Source organism: Corallococcus sp. AB038B (genome assembly GCF_003668955.1).
Classification (GTDB): Bacteria; Myxococcota; Myxococcia; order Myxococcales; family Myxococcaceae; genus Corallococcus; species Corallococcus exiguus.
On the sequence record NZ_RAWO01000007.1, the window covers coordinates 136,911 to 154,656 of the forward strand.

Below are 17,746 nucleotides of genomic sequence, written 5' to 3' on the forward strand. Positions count from 1 at the left end.
GGCATCCGCGCCCCACTGATGGGCGTTGGAACACGCTGCTAGGGTGAGCCTTCACGAGGGGCCTGATCCCGCCCCCGGAGGCCCACCCATCCATGTCGCATCCCCGGCCCTCAAGGCCCACCCTGTTGCTCGTCCTGGCGTTGACGGCCCTCTGGGCCTGTTCCTCCGACGCGCCGAAGCCCGTCGAGCAGGTCTTCTCCGACGTCCAGTTCGACCTCACCGTTCCGCCGGAGACGCCGGTCGACGCGGAGATCTTCCTCAAGGGCCCCACCGCCACGTTCGGAGGCACGGACGGGCGAGGCCTGGAGATGGTCTACCAGGGCGGCCGTCAGTTCAGCCTGAAGGCCCGGCTGCCCAAGGACACCGCCTTCACCTACGCGGTGTTGATGACGGCGCCCACGGCCCAGGTGGCGCTGGACGCACAAGGAGCACCGGAGGCGGACCGCACCTTCACCGCCCGTGAGAACGAGGAGACTGTCACCCTCACGGTGGAGCGCTTCGGCGCCGAGGGGGGGCAGACAGGCGCGAGGACCGTGTTCATCGTCCAGGTCCCGGACATCACGCCGGTTGGGGCCAAGGTGTGGCTGTCCGGAAACCAGCCGGAATTGGGGAACTGGAATGGCGCGGAGGTGGAGCTCTACCAGGCCGTGGACAACGCCTATGCCGGCGCCGTCACCTTCGCGGCGAGCACGGGCCTGGAGTTCAAGGTGACGCGCGGCTCGTGGGACACGGTGGAGAAGAGCGACACGGGCGCGGAGGTGGCCAACCACACCTTCACCACCGGCGGCGGCTTCGAGCGCGTGCCCGTGACGGTGAAGGGCTGGGCGGACCTCTCCACGCCCCCGCCGCCCCCGCCGCTCACCGGTGACGTGCGCTACCTGCGCAACGTCGTGCCCCAGGACTCCACGCTCAAGCCGCGCGACGTCATCATCTGGCTGCCGCCCGGCTACGAGGCGGACACCACGCGCCGCTACCCGGTGCTCTACATGCACGACGGCCAGAACCTGATGGACGTCAGCACCGCGTTCGCGGGCGAGTGGAACGTGGACGAGACGGCGCAGGCGCTGGTGGAGTCCGGCAAGGTGGAGCCGCTCATCATCGTGGGCATCTACAACACGAGCGACCGCATCGCGGAGTACACGCCCGTGCCCTTCCCGCCGGAGTACCCGAACGCGGGCCGCGCGGATGTGTATGGCCAGTTCCTCATCCAGGAGCTGAAGCCGCGCATCGACGCGGAGTTCCGCACGAAACCGGAGGCGCAGTTCACGGGGCTCGCGGGCTCGTCGCTGGGCGGGCTGGTCTCCATGTCGCTGGGGCTCAAGCACCCGGACGTCTTCACCCGCCTGGGCGTGGTGTCGCCGTCGGTGTGGTGGGCGGACCGGGAGATTGTCTCGGAGGTGAACGCGCTCACCGCGAAGCCCGAGCTGCGCATCTGGGAGGACATCGGCACCAACGAAGGCTCCGGCAGCCAGGCTGAGACGGTGGCGGATGCGCAGGCGCTGCGCGACGCGCTGGTGGCCAAGGGCTGGGTGCTGGACGACGACCTCAAGTACACGGTGGTGGAGGGAGGCCAGCACAACGAGGCCGCGTGGAGCGCGCGCTTCGGTGACCTCCTGCGCTTCCTGTATCCCGTGAAGCAGTGACGAAGCCGCCGCCCACCACCACCCCGGATGGACGCTACCTGGTGGTGGACGGGCGGCTGTGGCGCCGCAGCAATCCAGCGCTCGGGCCCCGGCAGCGAGAGCTGCTGGTGGCCGCGCTGATGCGGGCCCGTGCCGACGTGGGCCGGGCGAAGCGAACAAAGGACGCGGCCCTGGAGCGCCGGGCGCGAGACCGCGTGCACCGCGCCAAGGTGGGCTTGGGAGAGCGGGGCGCGCCGTGGTGGACGGATGGCACGCCGGACCTCAACCGGCGCCTCGTCCAGAACACGCCTTACGCCGCCTGGTTCCAGGACCTGTAAACCCCTCCAAGTGAATATCAAGAGGGCTCGTCGTAACCCTCAGGCCTCGTCCCCATTGCCCTGAGGTCTGGACATGCCCGTGGTTCCTGGAGCTTCACGGCTGGCTTTGTGCCTGCTGCTCACGTCCGTCCTCGCCTGCGGCTCCACCACCGAACCAGACCCGACCCCAGGAGGAGGCGGCGACAACGCCAAGGTCGCCGCCCTCACCCTGTCACCGAATGGGGCGACGCTCCTGGTGGGCGAATCGCTGACCCTGGCCGCCCTGGCGGTCGACGACGCCGGCGAGGTGCTCGAGGACGTGCGGGTGGAGTGGTCCGCTGTTCCGGCCGGCGCCGTCACGGTGAAAGACGGCCGGCTGGAGGGCGTGGCCCCTGGCGGCGCGGTCATCACGGCCAGGGCCGGGTCCGCGAGCGCGACCCTGACCGCGGTCGTGATGCCCTCCGACGAATCCAGTCCGTCGAGCGCGGAGGTGCTGACGGCCGCGCATGAGGCCGGGCTCATCAACGACGAGGAGCTGCTGGCCTACCGTGTGTACGCGGCGTTCAGCGATCCCCGGCTGCCCATCCAGTACAAGGCCCCGGTCGAAGCGGGGCTCGATGCCACCTCGCTTGAGGAGCTGCGTCAGCGCTTCAACTCGCTCTCCAAGCCCATGCAGGCGACCCTGGGGATGTACATGCTGCGCCCGGCGGACCCGGGGAGCTGGCTCAACGCGCCCACGCCCGACGCCCGGTTGAGCAGCTCGGAGGATCCGCGCTGCCGCCCCTTCTCCGGCGGCTGGCGGTACCTGACGGAGCCCTTGTCGAAGACGCGGATCTGGTACCGGGTCAACCTCCCGGGACAGAAAGCCCAGGCCCTGATGCTCGACGAGGCCATCGCGAAGGAGATCTGGCCCAGGCTGATGGCGCTGGGGCTCAAGGAGCCGCTCACCGACGAGTCCTCCCCCTGCAACGGGGGAAGCCCCCAGCTCGACATCTACCTGGTCCTCAACATGGCCGACGGTGGACTGACGGTCGCTGAAGGCTCTGACCTCACGCAGGCCCCCACCTACATCCTGCTGGAAGCCGATACCGACGACCCCTCCCTCAAGGGGGCGGCGACGCACGAGCTGATGCACGCCATCCAGCGGTCCTACAAGATGAAGGGGCCTCAGCTCGACTACGGGTGGATCCGCGATGCAACCGCGAACTGGGCCATCGACCATGTGTATCGAACGCTCCTGGTGGGGCCGAACCAGCGGCGGCAGTACGAACACCAGTTCGCCGATTGTTTCATGAACGCCCCGGCCTTGTCGCTGGACAGTCAGGCCACAGGACACTGCACGAGCATCGGGGTGAGAGGCGCCGGGCACGACTACGGCGCCTACCTGTTCTTCCAATACCTGGAGAGGAAGTACGGGCCGGCGGTCGTGGTGGCCGCGCTGACGAAGCTGACCACGGAGACCTCCAGCCTCACCGCGGTGGACTCCGTCATCCCCGGCGGATTCGAGAAGGTCTGGCCGGAGTTCGCGAAGACGCTCTGGAACGCCACGCCCATCAAGACCCGGTCGGAGTCCTTCAAGTCGTGGGACAACCTGGATGACAACGTAAAGCACGGCGAGCTCAACGCGGACCTGTCGGGCTGGCCCGAGTCCTCGGACAACATGCACGACGAGCTGGGCAACCTGTCCAACCGCTACTACCGCATCACGTTCAGCGATCCAGGCACCCGCTCCGTCCTCTTCTACAACGGGTGGTTCAAGAACATCACCGAAGCGAAGGACCCCGTGAAGGTGCTCGCGCTCTGGAAGGACGAGGCCGGGGAGTGGCACGACGAGGACTGGAGCGAATACGAGTACGTGGGCTTCTGCCGCGACATGAAGTCCCAGCGAGCCCAGGAGCTCGTCGTCATCCTCAGCAACGCCAACTTCGAGCCCGAAGGCGGCGGGCGCCTGAACGGCGAAGCGATGCCCTACCTCAAGCGCAACAACGTGGGCTGCTGGAGGTTCAAGGGCACCACGCGCTCCCTCCTGAAGGGAACGACCTGGTCGTCGGGCCGGAAGCTCATCGACACGAACGTGGAGCTCCAGGTGCTGGACGGCTTCGAGGCCCTGGACTTCGAGCACCCGCTCATCCCCCACACGAAGCGGGTGGGAGGCTCCATTCTCATGCAGCCCGCCGGCGGCTTCACGCTCGACGTGGACTACGTGTCGGAAGGGTGCAGGTACTCGCACGGGCCCAAGCCGTACCCGCTGCTGCCCGGGGGCGGGATCCTGATGCTGAACCCCTTCAACGAATTGACGTCACCGGACCCCGACACGGAGGACTGGCTGTCACACCCCTCGCGCTCCTACACGGCGGCGCTCGCGGATCCGACCCTCGTGCACCTCAACGTCAGCGGTGGCCCCAACTGCCGAGGGCCCGAGCTGGACATGCCCGGCAACCTCCTCTTGACGGATGCGGGGGCGGCCAAGCCGGTGGTGTCGCCCTCGGGAGAGCTGTCCGGGCAGTACATCGACTCGGACACCACCTACTCCTGGATATTGCAGCCGCAGCGCCAACCCTAGAAGGCGTAGCGCACGCGGCAGTACGGCAGGTGCTTCGCGAGCAGGGCCTGGGAGAGCGAGGCCCGCCGTGGTGGACGGACGGCATGCCGGACCTCAACCGGCGCCCCGCGCGGAACACGCCCTACGCCGCCGGGTTCCAGGACCTGTGAACCGGTTGTGACTTGAACGCCCACCTCCGGGTGTGGAACACGCCTTCTGTCTCAAAGCTGTATTCCCCCCAAGACAAGAAGGAAGTGCTGCATGCGTCACGCCTGGAATTGGCTGTGGTGGCTGGTGCCGTCGTTGCTCGTGGCGGCGTGTGGTCCGTCGCAGGAGCAGGAAGCGCCCACTCAGGTCGGCTCGATCACGCAGGCCATTCTGTACCCGCCGCCCGTGCCCACGAGCGGCAACATCGTGGACAGCACGGCGTACCTGGGGCCGGTAGGGCTGAACGGCGCGGTGCAGACACAGTTCACGACGAACCCGCAGTATCTGTCCTTCAGCTTCAACGTGGCCGCGGGCGCGAAGGTGAGCCTGGAGGTGACGCACCTGGGCAGCAGCATGTACCTGGACACGGGCCTGTTCATCTACGGCCCCAGGAACGCGAGCGGCAGCTACGGCACCACGGTGCTCGCGCAGGACGACGACGCGGGCTACGGCCAGCTGTCCAAGGTGGCCAGCCTGACGCTGGCCCAGGGCGGCGAGTACCTGGCGGTGGTGAGCACCGGCACGGGAGCGGGCAAGAAGTTCCGCCTGGCGCTGGGCTGTCTCAACGGAGCCTGCGCGCAGGATGACCTGTTCACCGCGTGCGACCTGGACGTGGCCACGCGCATCGAGGTGTGTGACGAGAGCGTGGTGGAGACGCAGAGCGTGACACCAGCGCAGGCGCTGCCGCAGTGCACGGACGCGCAGGACGCGCACGACGCTTGGCTGTCGCAGTGCGCGGTGTCCTCCGGCCAGAAGCCCTGGTGCGCCAACGGAGAGGCGGCCTTCACGTCGCGGATGTGGCCGGTGTGCAAGGACTTCTACCGGCGCTACTACGGCGCGGGCCCGCTGCCCCTCACGCAGCTGGAGGACAACGACGCCATCAACGAGGCCCGGGCGGACGGCCACACGCGGTGCAAGGCCGGTGAGAATTACTGCGACGAGTTCCTCTGGACGTTCAACGTGCCCTCCGTGGCGGACACGCAGCCCACGCAGCTGGACTGGGTGGTGGAGGGAGCCTTCGCCACGCTGCCGGAGCTGTCGTCCAATCAGCGCGTGCAGTTCACGCGGCAGCCCAACCTGACGTACGCGGACTTCGCGAGCCGCATCGCGTGGGCCTTCCCGGAGCTGGGCCAGGTGCTGCCGCAGGAGCTGGGCAACGGCACGGAGGTACCGGTGGTGGCGCACCTCTACGACGACCCGCTGGTGGCTCCGGGCGCGCACGACTTCCACAACCTCTACATCGTGTACTTCCCCCAGTCGCACCACACCGCGGTGTTCTGGCTCATCCAGCACGAGTACTGAGCGGAGAGGCCCCCAAGGGAGTGCGGCGCCCAAGAAGGCCCCCAGAAGTCCGTCATTCCATCCCGCGACTTCAAATCCTCCGCGAGGGCACGCGCCTCGCGGAGCGCCGCGGCAGACCACAACGGGAACTCAAGCGGACGCAAAGGCGGGCCCACGAACAGAGGCGCCCGCCCGGGCACGGTGGCCTCAAAACCTGTCCGACTGTCGGACAGGTCCGCACTGCATGAAACCGGAGCCGCACGCCTCGCGGAGCACAGCGGCAGCCGGGACGTCGTGCGTGCGCGGGCACCAGAATGAGGGCACGGACAGAAGCGCCCGCCCGGGGCCGGTTGCCTCAAAACCTGTCCGACAGTCGGACAGGTTTTCGCCCCATGCGGCCCGCGAACTTGTCCGACAGCCGGACAGGTTTTCGCCCCATGCGGCCCGGGGGCGCGCTGGCCTGGCAATCGGCGCGGAGGGTGGGCCCGCGCGTCCATGTCAGACCCCTGTGGTTGGATGGCGATGCTGGGGCGAGGAAGGGGATGGGGATGGGGATGGAACGGCGAGGACTCGTGGCCTATGTGGAGGCGCAAATCGAGCGCGATATCGCGCTGGGGCGTCTGCACCCGAGCGGACAATTTGGCTCCGAAGCGAAGCTGGCGCGCCGCTATGAGGTGTGCCGGGGAACCATCCGCGAGGCGCTGCGGCGGCTGGCCGCACGGGGCCTGGTGGTGCAGCGCCCCGGACGCAAGACGCGCGCGGTGCCGCTGGATGAGTCGCTGACGCTGGAGAACCTGGGGCTGGCGCTGCATGACGCGAGCAACCCGGATGCCCGGTGGCTTCTGGAGGGCTACTTCAGCCTCAAGCGTCAGGTGCTGGTGGAGCTTCTGGCCGACTGCTGCGCGAGGGCCTCGGACCTCGACCTGGACCGGCTGGGGAGTACGTGCTTTCAGCTCCAGGACGCGGCGCGCTGGGAGTCGGGGGAAACCTGCGCGCAGGCGGAATTCGAGTTGCTGCGGCATGCGGCGCGGGTGGCGGCGCGTCCCGGGCACGTGCTCCTTGTTCAATCCCTGCAGCGGGCCTTCCTGGGAGGAGCCGCCCAACTGCTACCGCTCATGGGCGGAGAGGCGCTGCGCGAGTGGGCCTTCCGCGTGATGGCGATGCTGCACGAGCGCGACGTGCAGGCACTTCAGCATGAGCTGCCAGCACTGCTGAAGGCGCGCGATGAGCGCGTACTGAATGCCTTTGCCCCCGCGCCCCAGGAACCTGCGTCCCCCGAGGCCCCGCGCACCCAGGAGGAGCCCCTCGGCGCCACCGTGCAGGACAAGGCACCCTCGGCGCATCCCTGCGTGGAGGAGCATGGCATTGGCCGCAGCGAATCAGCCGCCGAGCAGGATGAGGCGCTGGAGGCCCTCCCTCCCTGCGTGGGCGCCCCTGAGCACCATGAACAAGACGTCAATGACACCGAGGCGCTCGCGGTTCCAGCCAGCCCCCAGGTGGCGGCTCTTGCCGTGAAGCCGGACAACAGGTCGCAGCCGTCTCCTACCCCCTTGATGTTCGCCCCGGGCGAGCTCGACCTGGCTTGCGCCGACGAAGAAATGACGGGCACGGGTTCGGGAAACCTGTCCGGCTGTCGGACAGGTTCGGACGCTTCGTCACCGGAAGAGGACATCCAGTCAGAGCCTCCACACTCCGACCGCAGTGAGCAGACACGCGTGACAGCGCATACGGTGAGAGGACCACTTCATGCCATCCAGGGCCTCCTGATCCGGTGGGCTGCGCGCCTCTGGCGCTTGCCCATTCCAGGATCTTCACCTGGTTCGTGACTGGCGACAGCCCGGCGTGTCCGCACACCCTCCGCTGACGGGTAGCGACCGCGCTTCTGGGCAACCTGCCTAGAAGGCGTACCGCACGCGGCAGTACGGCAGGTGCTTCGCGAGCAGCGCTTCGAACTCCGCCACGTGGCGGCCCTTGAAGCCGGTGCGGTAGCGCACGTTGACGCCGCCGCCCTGGGACACCTTCGTCTCCTGGATTTCGGGCCGCCACAGCAGCTCCTCCGCCTTCGGGTGCCAGCCCAGGTTCACCTCGTGCAGGCCCGCGTTGTGCGTGAGGAAGATGACTTCACACGCGAGCTGCTGCTTCGCCCGTTCCCCGATGCCGGCGTCCACCTGATGGAACAGCTCCACGTAGGCGTCCTGCCAGCCGTCGTGGAGGACGACGGGGGACAAGTTGAGGTGCACCTCGTAGCCGGCGGCCACGAAGTCATCGATGGCGGCGATGCGCTCCGCGATGGGACTGGTGCGCACGTCCAACAGCTTCGCCGGCGCGTGCGGCATCAGGCTGAAGCGGATGCGCGTCTTGCCCTTCGGCTCGTAGGTGAGCAGCTCGCGGTTGACCAGCTTGGTGGCGAAGCTGGCCTTGGCGTTGGGCAGCGTGGTGAACAGCCGCACCAGGTCCCGCACGTTGTCGCTGATGGCCGCGTCCGCCGCACAGTCGCTGTTGCACCCGATGTCATAGACCCACGCGTGAGGATCCACCGTGTTGGGCTCCAGCTTGGGTCCGCGCTTGTGCGCGTGCTTGCGGATGGCCTCCTGGATGCGGTCGATGTTCACGAACACCGTGACCGGACTCGCGTAGCCCTTGTTGCGCGGCACGTAGCAGTACGCGCACGCCATCACGCAGCCATTCGCCGTGGAGGGCGCGATGAAGTCCGAGCTGCGGTCATTGGCGATGAAGGACAGCGTCTTCTTCACGCCCAGCACCAGGGTGCTGCCCTTGATGCGATTCCAGGCCTCCACGTTGCCTTCGTTGCCGAAGAGGCCGGGGATGTGCTGGTGCGAGGCCACCTCCACCCGCTCCGCATCCGGGTAGCGCGCGAGAATCTCCCGGCCGCGCGCATGCTCCTGCACGGCGGGCTCCAGGTAGATGCGCGACACCTTCAGCAGCCGGTCGAGCGGGCCGGGGCCCGTCGGGACGGCGGCCGGGCGCGGGGCGGGTTCCGGGAGGAAGAGGTCCAGGTTCGTCACCCGGCGGATGTAACCGTGTTTCGTCTCCCATGCACCCGCGGTGGCCCACCCTGACGTCGGGCGGGCCACCGGGCAGGGGCCTGCTGTCAACGCTCGGACGGAACCGCGCGGCCTGTGGAGGCGGGGGCCGGCGCGTCCAGTTGCTTCCACAGGGCCTCAGGCAGCGGGGGCCGTTTCTCCATCGCCGCCGCGACGCTCGCGGTGGGGGCGTAGACGCGGTGGTTGTTCACTCGGAAGTCGCTGTCCGTCACCGTGGAGATGACCGCGACTCGGCCCAGGTCGTCGATGGGCGGCCCGTCCGCCCGGAACGCGACCCGGTCCACGAGCAGCACCTCCGCGGCGCCGGGCGGCGTCACCCAGACGGTGTAGCGCTTCGCGAGGAGGTCCACGTTCATGCGGAAGTGGTACGTCTGGTTGCGCACGTACGGCACCCGGCGGATCCACGAGTAGCCCGCGCCGTTGCGCACCTGGAAGATGCCGTCCTCACTCATGCGCAGCGCCATGTTCAGCCGGTTGAAGGCTGTCACCTCCGTGGAACTGTCCGTCCACCCCACCACGCCGCCGCCCAGATTGTCCGCCAGCGGGGTGAGGTCGAACTCCACGATGCGCGTGCCCGTGTTGGTGGTGCCCAGCAGGTGCTGGCTCCGCGGCAGGTCCAGCTTCGAGTACCAGGGGTAGTTGGGGCGCGAGTTGAAGCGCAGCAGCGCCTCCAGGAAGTAATAGTCGCCGTAGATGAGGCTGACGTTGATCTCCTGCCCCGCCGGGTAGTTGCCCACGCCGTGCAGCAGCAGGCCCGGGCTGTTGGTGCCCTGCGCCAGGTACGCGGGCGACGCCAGCGAGTCGAGCATGGCCAGCGCGGCGTTGCGGTATGTGGTGCGCCTCGTGGCGTCCGTCTCCAGGGTGCTCAGCTCCAGCAGGGCGGACGCGACGGCGGCCGCGGCGGAGGAGTCCTTGGACTGACTGGGCGCATTGAAGTCCCAGTTGGGCACGCGGTCCGCGGGCAGGTTCGCCAGGTAGTAGTCCGTCACCCGGCGGGCCGCAGTGAGGAAGCGAGCGTCCTGCGTGTAGCGGTACACCATCGTGTAGCCGTAGATGAGCCACGCCTGCCCGCGCGCCCAGGTGGAGCTGGCGGAGTAGCCCTGGAAGGTGCCTCGCGAACGGATGGTGCCGTTGTTGTTGTAGTCCACGTAGTGGAACGAGCTGCCATTGGGGCGCACCGCGTCCTGGAGCGTCTTGAGCGCGTGGTTCACCGCCATGGTGCGCCAGATGGCGGGGCCGCCGTTCTGGGCGCCCCAGAGCAGCAGCTCGATGTCCATCATCGTGTCGGTGACGAGCGGGATGTTCCAGGCCGAGTTCCAATCACAACAATCGATGATGCCCACGGTGCTGTTGTAGCGCGTGGCCAGCGACGCGGCGGAGGTGAGCAGCACGTCGCGGTAGTAGGGATTGCCGGTGAGCCGCCAGGCATTGCCATAGCTGTTGTACATCTTGAAGCCCAGATCGTGCGTCTCCGTGTTGGTCTTCTGGACCTCCAGGGGGCGCGTCCACATGTCCGCGCGGTCACGCCAGTAGGGCTCGTTGGCGACCTGGAACATGAACCACATGCTCCCGGGGAAGAAGCCCTGCGTCCACGCGACCTTGTCCGTGTTGGCCACCGTGGTCCACGTCCCGTTGGACAGGGATGCCTTGGGTGAGCGGTTCACGCTGGGCATCTCCAGCACGGTGTCCGCGAGCTGCGAGCGGGCGAACGTGAACACGCGCACCGCGTCCGCGTCCGTGAAGGCATTCGCCACCGGCGCCACCAGCAACGCCAACATCCACCACAGCTTCACTCCCGGCTTTGGCAATCCCATACACCCTCCCCTGTCTGACCGGCGCGGAAGGTGTCGGTGTGCCACCCCGGGGACCAGCGGCCCCGGGGTCTCAAGCGGCCGTCCCCCCCGCCCTGACGGGGGGACGGGATGTGCCCTACCCGACCCGGGGCGCGACGCCGGTGAACACGGGCTGCGAGTAGCCCGCGGGCTTGTCCCCCACCGCGGCGTTGCCGTGCAGGTTCAGCTGGTAGGGATTGGAGAACATGCCGTGGGGGAACGGCACGGGCGGCGCGCTGGCCTCGTCCAGTTGGCGGCGCAGCTCGGCGGGGATGCTGAAGTCGAGCGCGGCGAGGTTGCCGTCCAACTGCTTGGGATTCGTCGCGCCGATGATGACCGAGCCCACCCCGGGCTGCGTGGCCACCCAGTTCAGCGCCACCTGGGACATGTCCCGGCCCAGCTCCTTGGACACCTGCTCCAGCGTGGAGACGATGCGCCAGTTGCGTTCCGTGAACAGGCCCAGCTGGTTGCCACCCACCGCGGAGTTGAGGCGGCCCTCGCCATGGGCACCGGACTCGCTCGGCCGGTACTTGCCGGAGAGCAGCCCCGCGCCCAGCGGGCTCCAGGTGGTGATGCCCATGCCCAGCGTCTGGGCCAGCGGCACGTATTCGTGCTCCAGGCTGCGCTCCACCAGCGAGTACTGGAGCTGCAGGTTGATGAGCGGCGTGAGCGCGTGCGCCTCCGCCCAGGTCTGCGCGCGCGCCGCGTACCAGGACGGCACGTCGGACAGGCCCGCGTAGCGGATCTTCCCCGCGCGCACGAGGTCATCGAACGTGCGGACCACCTCCTCCGCGGGGGTGAGGCGGTCCCAGGTGTGCAGCAGGAACAGGTCGATGTAGTCCGTACGCAGCCGCTTCAGGGAAGCCTCCACCGCGCGCAGCATGTTCTTGCGGCTGTTGCCGCCCGCGTTCGGGTCTCCCGGGCGGGTGGCGTTGTACGTGTACTTGGTGGCGACGACGACGCGGTCCCGGTCGCCGCGCTCCTCCAGGAACTTCCCGATGAGCGTCTCACTGCTGCCGTGCGTGTAGAGGTCGGCGGTGTCCACGAAGTTGCCGCCCGCGTCCAGGTAGCGGTTGAACAGCGTCCGGGACACGTCCTCCGTGGAGCCCCAGGGCCCGCCGTAGGTTCCCTCCTTCCCGAACGTCATCGTGCCCAGCGACAGCGGGCTGACGCGCAGCCCCGAGCGGCCCAGCAGGTAGTAGCGATCCATCGACATGGTGTGACTCCCTTCCAGCGACTTATTTGGACTTAACAATCCAGATACAGGCATGCGAAGACGGCGCGGGGGCTTCCCGCGACGGAAGAACAGTGGAGCGGGTTACTGGGCCCTGAGGCCCGCCATCGCGAAGTCCACGACGTCGCGGAGGGCCTCGGGCGGAGTGCCGGCCTTGGCGCTCAGGCGCAGCCCACCGATGGTGGCCAGGAGGAAGCTGGCGGCGACGCCCGGGTCCACCCTGGGATTGAGCTCCCCCTTGCGCTGGGCATCCTTCACGACGCGCTCCAGCGCGCCCTGGCCCAGGGCGCCTCCAGTCTTCAGCAGCGTGGCGACCTCCGCGTCCACGTGCGCCAGCTCCGCGGTGGCGTTCACGAAGAGGCAGCCCCGGGCGCGCACCTTCTGGGTGCCATTGGGGATGGAGAGGAGGTACTCGCGGATGGCGCCCAGGGGCGACGGGTGGGAGCGCAGGCACTCCACCAGGTTGGCGCTGTACTCCGCCTGATAGGCGCGCAGGGCCTCCAGGTAGAGGCCGTGCTTGTCCCCGAAGGTGTCGTACATGCTCTGCCGGCCAATGCCCATGGCGCGCAGCAGGTCGTCCGTGGAGGTGGCCTCATAGCCCTGCTCCCAGAAGACCTGCATCGCCCGGCGCACCGCCTCGTCCCGGTCGAACTCTTTCGTGCGTGCCATGCCCCTACGTAATGATTCTGGACTGACCTGTCAAAATAATCGGTCTGCGGCTAGAAGCCGGGCGGGCGCTCGGCGGCGACGCCGGAGGCCCGCTCCAAGGCGATGCCCACGCGGCCCAGGGTGCCCTCGTCGAAGAGCTGACCGATGAGCGTCACGCCGTGGGGGACACGGCGCGGGGTGGCGAAGGTGGGCATGGGGCGCTTGGGGTCCGGGGCCCAGTCGCTGCGGGCCTTGGACACCTCCACGAAGCCGGTACGCAGCGTGAGGGACGGGTGGCCCGTGTGGTTGGTGATGGTGAGGGCTTCGTCGCGCAGCGAAGGCACGAGCAGCACGTCCACCTGAGACATGATGCGCGCCATCTCCTGGGCCACCTTGCGGCGCATCCGGTCCGCCTGGACGAAGTCCACCGCGGACAGGAAGCGGGACTGGCGGAAGAGGTTGGGCCACGCGTCGGGCGTCTGCATCTTCAGCGCGTCCACGCCGTGGGTGAGCGTGAGCTCTTCGAACGCGGCGGCGGCCTCCGCGAAGAGGATGACGTTGAGGGAGGAGTACGGCCAGTCGGGGAACTGGACCTCCACCGGCGTCAGGCCCAGCCCCTTGAGCTTCTCCAGCGCCGCGCGGTCCACGTCCGTGGCGGGACTCTCCTTCATCCACGCGGGCACGTAGCCCACGCGAAGCCCCTTCACGGGCGCGTTCGCGTCGAAGTCCAGCTTCGCGGACACACTCGCCACGTCGCCCGCGTCCGCGCCGTTGAGCGCGGCGAGCACCAGCAGCGAATCCTCCACCCCGCGCGTCATGGGCCCCAGCTTGTCCAGCGACCAGCACAGCGTCATCGCGCCCGTGCGCGGCACACGGCCGTAGGTGGGGCGCAGACCGGTGATGCCGCAGCGCATGGACGGCGACACGATGCTGCCGCCCGTCTCGCTGCCCAGGGAGAAGCCCACGAGCCCGGCCGCCGTCGCCGCGCCCGGCCCCGCGCTGCTGCCAGAAGAGCCCTCCTCCGGGAGCCACGGGTTCTTCGTCTCGCCGCCGAACCAGATGTCGTTGAGCGCGAGCGCGCCCAGGCTGAGCTTCGCCACCAGCACGGCGCCCGCGCGGTGCAGCCGCTCCACCACTGCGGCGTCCGTGGTGGGGACGCGGTCTCGGAACGGCTCGGCGCCGTAGGTGGTGCGAATGCCAGCGGTGTCCACCAGGTCCTTCGCTCCCCAGGGGATGCCGTGCAGCGGGCCCTTGTAGCGGCCTGCCGCGATGTCCTTGTCCGCCTGCCGGGCCTGCTGAAGCGCCAGGTCCTCCGTCAGCGTGATGACGCACTGGAGCTTCGGGTCATGGCGCTTCAATCGCGACACGTAGAGCTGTGTGAGCCGTTCGGACGTGATGGCGCGCGACTGCACCCAGCGCGACAGCTGCGTGAGCGGCGCGAAGGCGATGTCCTCCTCCTTCGCGGGCAGCGGCGCCTTCGCGTCTCGGCTGCGCACGAAGCGCTCCTTCGCGGGCGCGGTGGGCTTGAGCCCCGGCAGCGACGGGTTCCACTGCGAGGCGGGCGACAGCGTGGGCTCCAGCGCCAGCTTGCGAGGGCCGGTGCGACGCTCGTGCAGCGGGGCCAGGGACACGCGCCAGTTGCCGGCGGCCTGGGTGCGCTCGGCGGGCGTGAGCTGCACCTGCATCAGCTTTTCGGCCTCCGCGAAGGTGGTGGGGCTCACCTCCGGCCCCACCGTGGGGCCCGCGCCGAAGGTGGGCGGCGCACCGGCCGGCGGGGCGGACGTGCCCGCGTCCGGCGCCGCGGAGACAGCGGTGCTCGCGAGTCCAATCACGGTGTGGGTCAGGAACTGCCGACGCGAGCTGCTCATGGCGCGACCTCACGGATGAAGCGAAGGGGGCGCCAGTGTGCCACCGCCTACGAGCGATGCACGTCGCGGAAGGCGAGCATGGCGCTCAGCTGCTGTTCCTTCGCGTCATCGAACCCGCACGTGGCGTCCCACGTGGCCGGGTTCTCGTAGGTGCCGAACAACATGTCCCAGATGGGGAGGTCGCCGTAGTTGTTCTTGTGCTTGCCGTACTCGTGATGGATGCGGTGCATCTCCGGCCGCTGGAAGAACCAGCCCACCCAGCGCGGGGTGCGGATGTTGGTGTGGTAGAAGTATTCGCCCAGCGCGCAGCAGGCCGTGTAGATGGCGCCCGCCGCCGGGCTCAACCCCAGCACCGTGTAGACGAGCAGCCCGCCAATGAGGCTGTTCACCGTCATCTCCAGCGGGTGCTTGTAGAAGCTGGTGATGACCTCCAGCCGCTGCGGGCTGTGGTGGATTTGATGGAAGAACCGCCAGAGCACGTCGCTCTCGTGCCGGGCTCGGTGCCACCAGTAGAAGACGAACGTGGCGATGAGGTAGGCCAGCACGCCGCCCACCACCGGGTTCACGTGCCGGGACAGGTGGAAGACCGAGTGCGCGGAGAACCACCGGTCCCAGGTGTAGCCGCCCAGCACCACCACGCCCACCTGCGCCAGGTTGATGAGCACCACTCGCAGGTGCCAGCCGCGCACGCGGGGCAACTTCCACCCCAGGGACAGCTGTTCAATGAGAAAGCAGAGACCGGCGATGAGGACGAGCCAGGGCAGCATGGAAATCCTTCCGTGACTTCAAGCTGGCCCTGTCTACGAACGACGTGCCCGAATATGTCTTTCGACCTGGCGGACACTGTCACCTGGGAGGAATGGGACGGGAGGGACGGGGGCTGGCATCCTGCTGGCCATGGCTCGGAACAGCACCCTGACGGCGCGGTTGGGTTACATCGACACGCAGGCCACCTTCGTGCAGGCGGCGCTGCTGGCGGCGCACGGGGCGGGGGCTCGCGCGGGCGGCTTCCGCGTGTCGGACGTGCGCTTCTACTTCCTGCTGTTCACCAACTGGGTCGAGCACGACGTGACCCGGCCCTCGCAGGACATCGACCTGACGCAGGTGCGGAGGACGCTGGAGCGGCTGGTGCGCGGCGGCCACGCGGAGGCGAGCACCAGCGCGCCCGTGAAGGGGCTGCCTCGGGGCCGCCGGTACGTGCTCACCGGCGAAGGGCTGTGCTCGCTGGCGGAAGGGCTGGCCGGGCGGGAGCGGGCGCCGCTGGAGGAGGCGCTGTTCGTGGTCTGCTTCGCGGCGAGCTACCGCGACGCAGTGCTGTCGCGCGTGGAGGGGCGGGCCCGGGCGCTGTCCCCTGCTGTTCGAAGGCGAGTGGAGCGGGCGTTGGATCCGCTGCGGCTGGTGAAGGAGGCGCAGCGCACGTCGGCGGCGGTGCTCGCGGACCTGGAGGAGCGGGTGGAGGCGGGCTTGCGTTACGAGGAGCAGTCACGCAAGGCCATGGCCCGCGCGGAGCCCGTGGCGGACGTGGTGCGCGCGCTGGAGGCGGCGGGTTCGTACCAACTGCACCGGGTGCGGCCGTTGGGCGAGGTGCTGCTCGCGCTGCCGGAGGACCTGCGCCAGTTCGAATTGACGGAAGGCATGGGCCTGCGCTCGCGGCTGCTCTTCGCGCCCCTGGCCGAGCGGGCGCGGGCGGAGCATGCGGTGCTGGCGAGGTTGGAGGCGCGGCTCACCCCCGGCAAGGCGCCGGGGTGAGCCACGGAGCGAGGCCTAACGCAGCGCCCGGGTGAGGCGCGAGCCCAGAGCCAGCGCGAGGCCATCCTCGACCAGGCCCGCGGCCAAGTTCGGCACGCGCAGCTTCTGCGTCAGGAGACGGCGGAAGCCATAGAAGACATAGCTGGAGGCGATGGCGGCTGCGGCGCCGACGAGTGCGAAGCCAAGCTTCGCTCCCTTGCGCTTGCGTGACACCGCGGCGCCGGTGATGGCCCCGGAGAGGATGCGTCCTGTCAGGATCGGAGCGGAGGTGCGCGCCGGCGTCAGAGGGGACTTGTCCCCCACCAGCTCGCCGAGCGCCAGGAAGCCCAGGCGCTGCGACACATTCCTCGACGCAAGGCCCGGCAGGGCCCGCTTCAGGGCGCGTGTCGGCTTGCGCGACAGCTCTCGCGACAGGAACGCGGGCGCCGTCATGCTGCGCATCCCGGCGAGGACGCCGAAGCCCGCCGCCGTCCAGAGTTCGTTGTTCGTTCGCATGGATCCCAACCCCCAATCCGGGTGGTGAAAACTGGAGGGTGGGGGCGCATCGCCCGTCCGGCCACCGTCGGGCGAGCGGGCACTCAGGCGGACGGCGGCGCGGACGGCCTGGGCACGCGCAACATCCAACCCGCGAGCAGCGCGCCCAGCGCGGCCACCAGCGTCCCGCAGTTCTCATACACATGCCTGGGGAGCACGCCCACCACGAGGCCGAACACGCCCAACCCCAGGAAGCCGCGCCGGGCCAGGGTGCGCTCCCATGCCTTCGTCGCGAGGGCGGTGGAGAAGAAATAGAGGACCGTGGAGCCAACGACCTGCACCCAGGGCACCAGGGAGCGCACGGGCCGCCACGCCACCATCTCCAGCCTGTCGAAGAAGCCGACCCCGCCTCCTGGGAGTGCCAGGCCGGATTCTCCCGCCAGTTGCTCGGCGGTAGCCCCGAACATGTGCCGCATGTCATCCGCCAGGAAGAAGTAGACGGCTTGAATCAGGGTCGCCACGACCAGCACCGTGAGGATCCAGCCCTTGGGCGCGGGCGGCACGGACGGCTCGGTTTGCTTGCGCAGCGCCTCCAGGTGCTCCGGGGCGACCTCCAGCGGGTGCGGATAGGACATGGCCAGCAATGCCTGCGTCGCGGCGGCGCTGACGGGCATGCCCTGTTCGTCCACCAGCTGCTTCACGCCCTCCTTCGCCAACAGCGCGTGCAAAGCGGGCGCGAGCGTCGACGGGTCCTCCGTCTGGACCCACCGGGCGATGATGGCGTTGAGGTACCCGGCCTTCAGGGCGCGCGAGGAGCCCTCCGTCCTCAAGGCCTCCTCGAACAGCGGCTCCAGCTCATTGACCGACGGAGTGACAGGAGACGGCTGTAGCTGCGTGCTCATCCCAC

14 protein-coding genes are annotated in these 17,746 nt (G+C 68.9%); 6 read left to right on the forward strand and 8 right to left on the reverse strand.

Going from position 1 to position 17,746, the window contains the following annotated elements:
* Positions 1-92: 92 nt before the first annotated feature.
* The 5 genes from D7Y04_RS25960 (at position 93) to D7Y04_RS25980 (ending at position 7,795) form a co-directional block, all read left to right on the forward strand.
* A complete protein-coding gene (locus D7Y04_RS25960; protein WP_121761012.1) occupies positions 93-1,643 on the forward strand; it encodes an alpha/beta hydrolase-fold protein in 1,551 nt (516 codons plus the stop codon).
* The gene (locus D7Y04_RS25965) at positions 1,640-1,960 is read left to right on the forward strand and encodes a hypothetical protein (RefSeq protein WP_121761013.1); all 321 of its coding nucleotides are present in this window, start codon (positions 1,640-1,642) and stop codon (positions 1,958-1,960) included. The genes D7Y04_RS25960 and D7Y04_RS25965 overlap by 4 nt, the downstream gene beginning before the upstream one ends.
* Before the next feature lie 73 nt (positions 1,961-2,033).
* Positions 2,034-4,502 carry a hypothetical protein gene (locus D7Y04_RS25970; RefSeq protein ID WP_147477197.1) on the forward strand — a complete coding sequence of 823 codons (2,469 nt, stop codon included), beginning with the start codon at positions 2,034-2,036 and terminating at the stop codon, positions 4,500-4,502.
* A 240-nt stretch (positions 4,503-4,742) separates the two neighbouring features.
* Positions 4,743-5,990, forward strand: a complete 1,248-nt coding sequence (locus D7Y04_RS25975; protein ID WP_121761015.1) for a PPC domain-containing protein — start codon at positions 4,743-4,745, stop codon at positions 5,988-5,990.
* Positions 5,991-6,517: 527 nt separating this feature from the next.
* Entirely contained in the window at positions 6,518-7,795 is a 1,278-nt protein-coding gene (locus tag D7Y04_RS25980) for a FadR/GntR family transcriptional regulator (RefSeq protein WP_121761016.1), read from the forward strand.
* A 69-nt stretch (positions 7,796-7,864) separates the two neighbouring features.
* On the opposite strand, the gene D7Y04_RS25985 is transcribed toward D7Y04_RS25980, so the two are convergent.
* From D7Y04_RS25985 to D7Y04_RS26010, 6 genes are all read right to left on the reverse strand, one after another.
* A complete protein-coding gene (locus D7Y04_RS25985; protein WP_233601581.1) occupies positions 7,865-9,064 on the reverse strand; it encodes a spore photoproduct lyase family protein in 1,200 nt (399 codons plus the stop codon).
* Positions 9,065-9,081: 17 nt separating this feature from the next.
* Entirely contained in the window at positions 9,082-10,848 is a 1,767-nt protein-coding gene (locus tag D7Y04_RS25990; RefSeq protein WP_121761017.1) for a glycoside hydrolase family 88 protein, read from the reverse strand.
* A gap of 115 nt (positions 10,849-10,963) precedes the next feature.
* Positions 10,964-12,082, reverse strand: a complete 1,119-nt coding sequence (locus D7Y04_RS25995; RefSeq protein WP_120595451.1) for an aldo/keto reductase — start codon at positions 12,080-12,082, stop codon at positions 10,964-10,966.
* A 102-nt stretch (positions 12,083-12,184) separates the two neighbouring features.
* Complete coding sequence (locus D7Y04_RS26000) at positions 12,185-12,769, reverse strand: TetR/AcrR family transcriptional regulator (RefSeq protein ID WP_120595452.1); 585 nt, start codon at positions 12,767-12,769, stop codon at positions 12,185-12,187.
* Between the two features lie 50 nt (positions 12,770-12,819).
* Positions 12,820-14,616, reverse strand: a complete 1,797-nt coding sequence (locus tag D7Y04_RS26005; protein WP_121761018.1) for an amidase — start codon at positions 14,614-14,616, stop codon at positions 12,820-12,822.
* 47 nt (positions 14,617-14,663) lie between these two features.
* The gene (locus tag D7Y04_RS26010; RefSeq protein ID WP_120595454.1) at positions 14,664-15,383 is read right to left on the reverse strand and encodes a sterol desaturase family protein; all 720 of its coding nucleotides are present in this window, start codon (positions 15,381-15,383) and stop codon (positions 14,664-14,666) included.
* Between the two features lie 130 nt (positions 15,384-15,513).
* Between D7Y04_RS26010 and D7Y04_RS26015 the strand changes: the two genes are divergently transcribed.
* On the forward strand, positions 15,514-16,365 hold the full coding sequence (locus D7Y04_RS26015) for a hypothetical protein (RefSeq protein ID WP_014400472.1): 852 nt from the start codon (positions 15,514-15,516) through the stop codon (positions 16,363-16,365).
* Between the two features lie 15 nt (positions 16,366-16,380).
* Here the strand turns inward: D7Y04_RS26015 and D7Y04_RS26020 are convergent, their stop codons facing one another.
* Together D7Y04_RS26020 and D7Y04_RS26025 are read right to left on the reverse strand one after the other, a co-directional pair.
* A complete protein-coding gene (locus D7Y04_RS26020; RefSeq protein WP_121761019.1) occupies positions 16,381-16,860 on the reverse strand; it encodes a DUF4126 family protein in 480 nt (159 codons plus the stop codon).
* A gap of 83 nt (positions 16,861-16,943) precedes the next feature.
* Positions 16,944-17,741 (reverse strand): hypothetical protein, encoded by a 798-nt coding sequence (locus D7Y04_RS26025; RefSeq protein WP_121761020.1) that lies wholly within the window; start codon positions 17,739-17,741, stop codon positions 16,944-16,946.
* Between the last annotated feature and the right edge of the window lie 5 nt (positions 17,742-17,746).

Excerpts from the sequence above, each read along its gene's own strand:
- D7Y04_RS26020 (WP_121761019.1), bottom strand. The coding sequence starts at position 16,860 with ATGCGAACGAACAACGAACTCTGGACGGCGGCGGGCTTCGGCGTCCTC.
- D7Y04_RS26015 (WP_014400472.1), top strand. The coding sequence starts at position 15,514 with ATGGCTCGGAACAGCACCCTGACGGCGCGGTTGGGTTACATCGACACG.
- D7Y04_RS25960 (WP_121761012.1), top strand. The coding sequence starts at position 93 with ATGTCGCATCCCCGGCCCTCAAGGCCCACCCTGTTGCTCGTCCTGGCG.
- D7Y04_RS25970 (WP_147477197.1), top strand. The coding sequence starts at position 2,034 with ATGCCCGTGGTTCCTGGAGCTTCACGGCTGGCTTTGTGCCTGCTGCTC.
- D7Y04_RS26000 (WP_120595452.1), bottom strand. The coding sequence starts at position 12,769 with ATGGCACGCACGAAAGAGTTCGACCGGGACGAGGCGGTGCGCCGGGCG.
- D7Y04_RS25995 (WP_120595451.1), bottom strand. The coding sequence starts at position 12,082 with ATGTCGATGGATCGCTACTACCTGCTGGGCCGCTCGGGGCTGCGCGTC.
- D7Y04_RS25980 (WP_121761016.1), top strand. The coding sequence starts at position 6,518 with ATGGGGATGGAACGGCGAGGACTCGTGGCCTATGTGGAGGCGCAAATC.
- D7Y04_RS26025 (WP_121761020.1), bottom strand. The coding sequence starts at position 17,741 with ATGAGCACGCAGCTACAGCCGTCTCCTGTCACTCCGTCGGTCAATGAG.
- D7Y04_RS26010 (WP_120595454.1), bottom strand. The coding sequence starts at position 15,383 with ATGCTGCCCTGGCTCGTCCTCATCGCCGGTCTCTGCTTTCTCATTGAA.
- D7Y04_RS25975 (WP_121761015.1), top strand. The coding sequence starts at position 4,743 with ATGCGTCACGCCTGGAATTGGCTGTGGTGGCTGGTGCCGTCGTTGCTC.
- D7Y04_RS25990 (WP_121761017.1), bottom strand. The coding sequence starts at position 10,848 with ATGGGATTGCCAAAGCCGGGAGTGAAGCTGTGGTGGATGTTGGCGTTG.
- D7Y04_RS26005 (WP_121761018.1), bottom strand. The coding sequence starts at position 14,616 with ATGAGCAGCTCGCGTCGGCAGTTCCTGACCCACACCGTGATTGGACTC.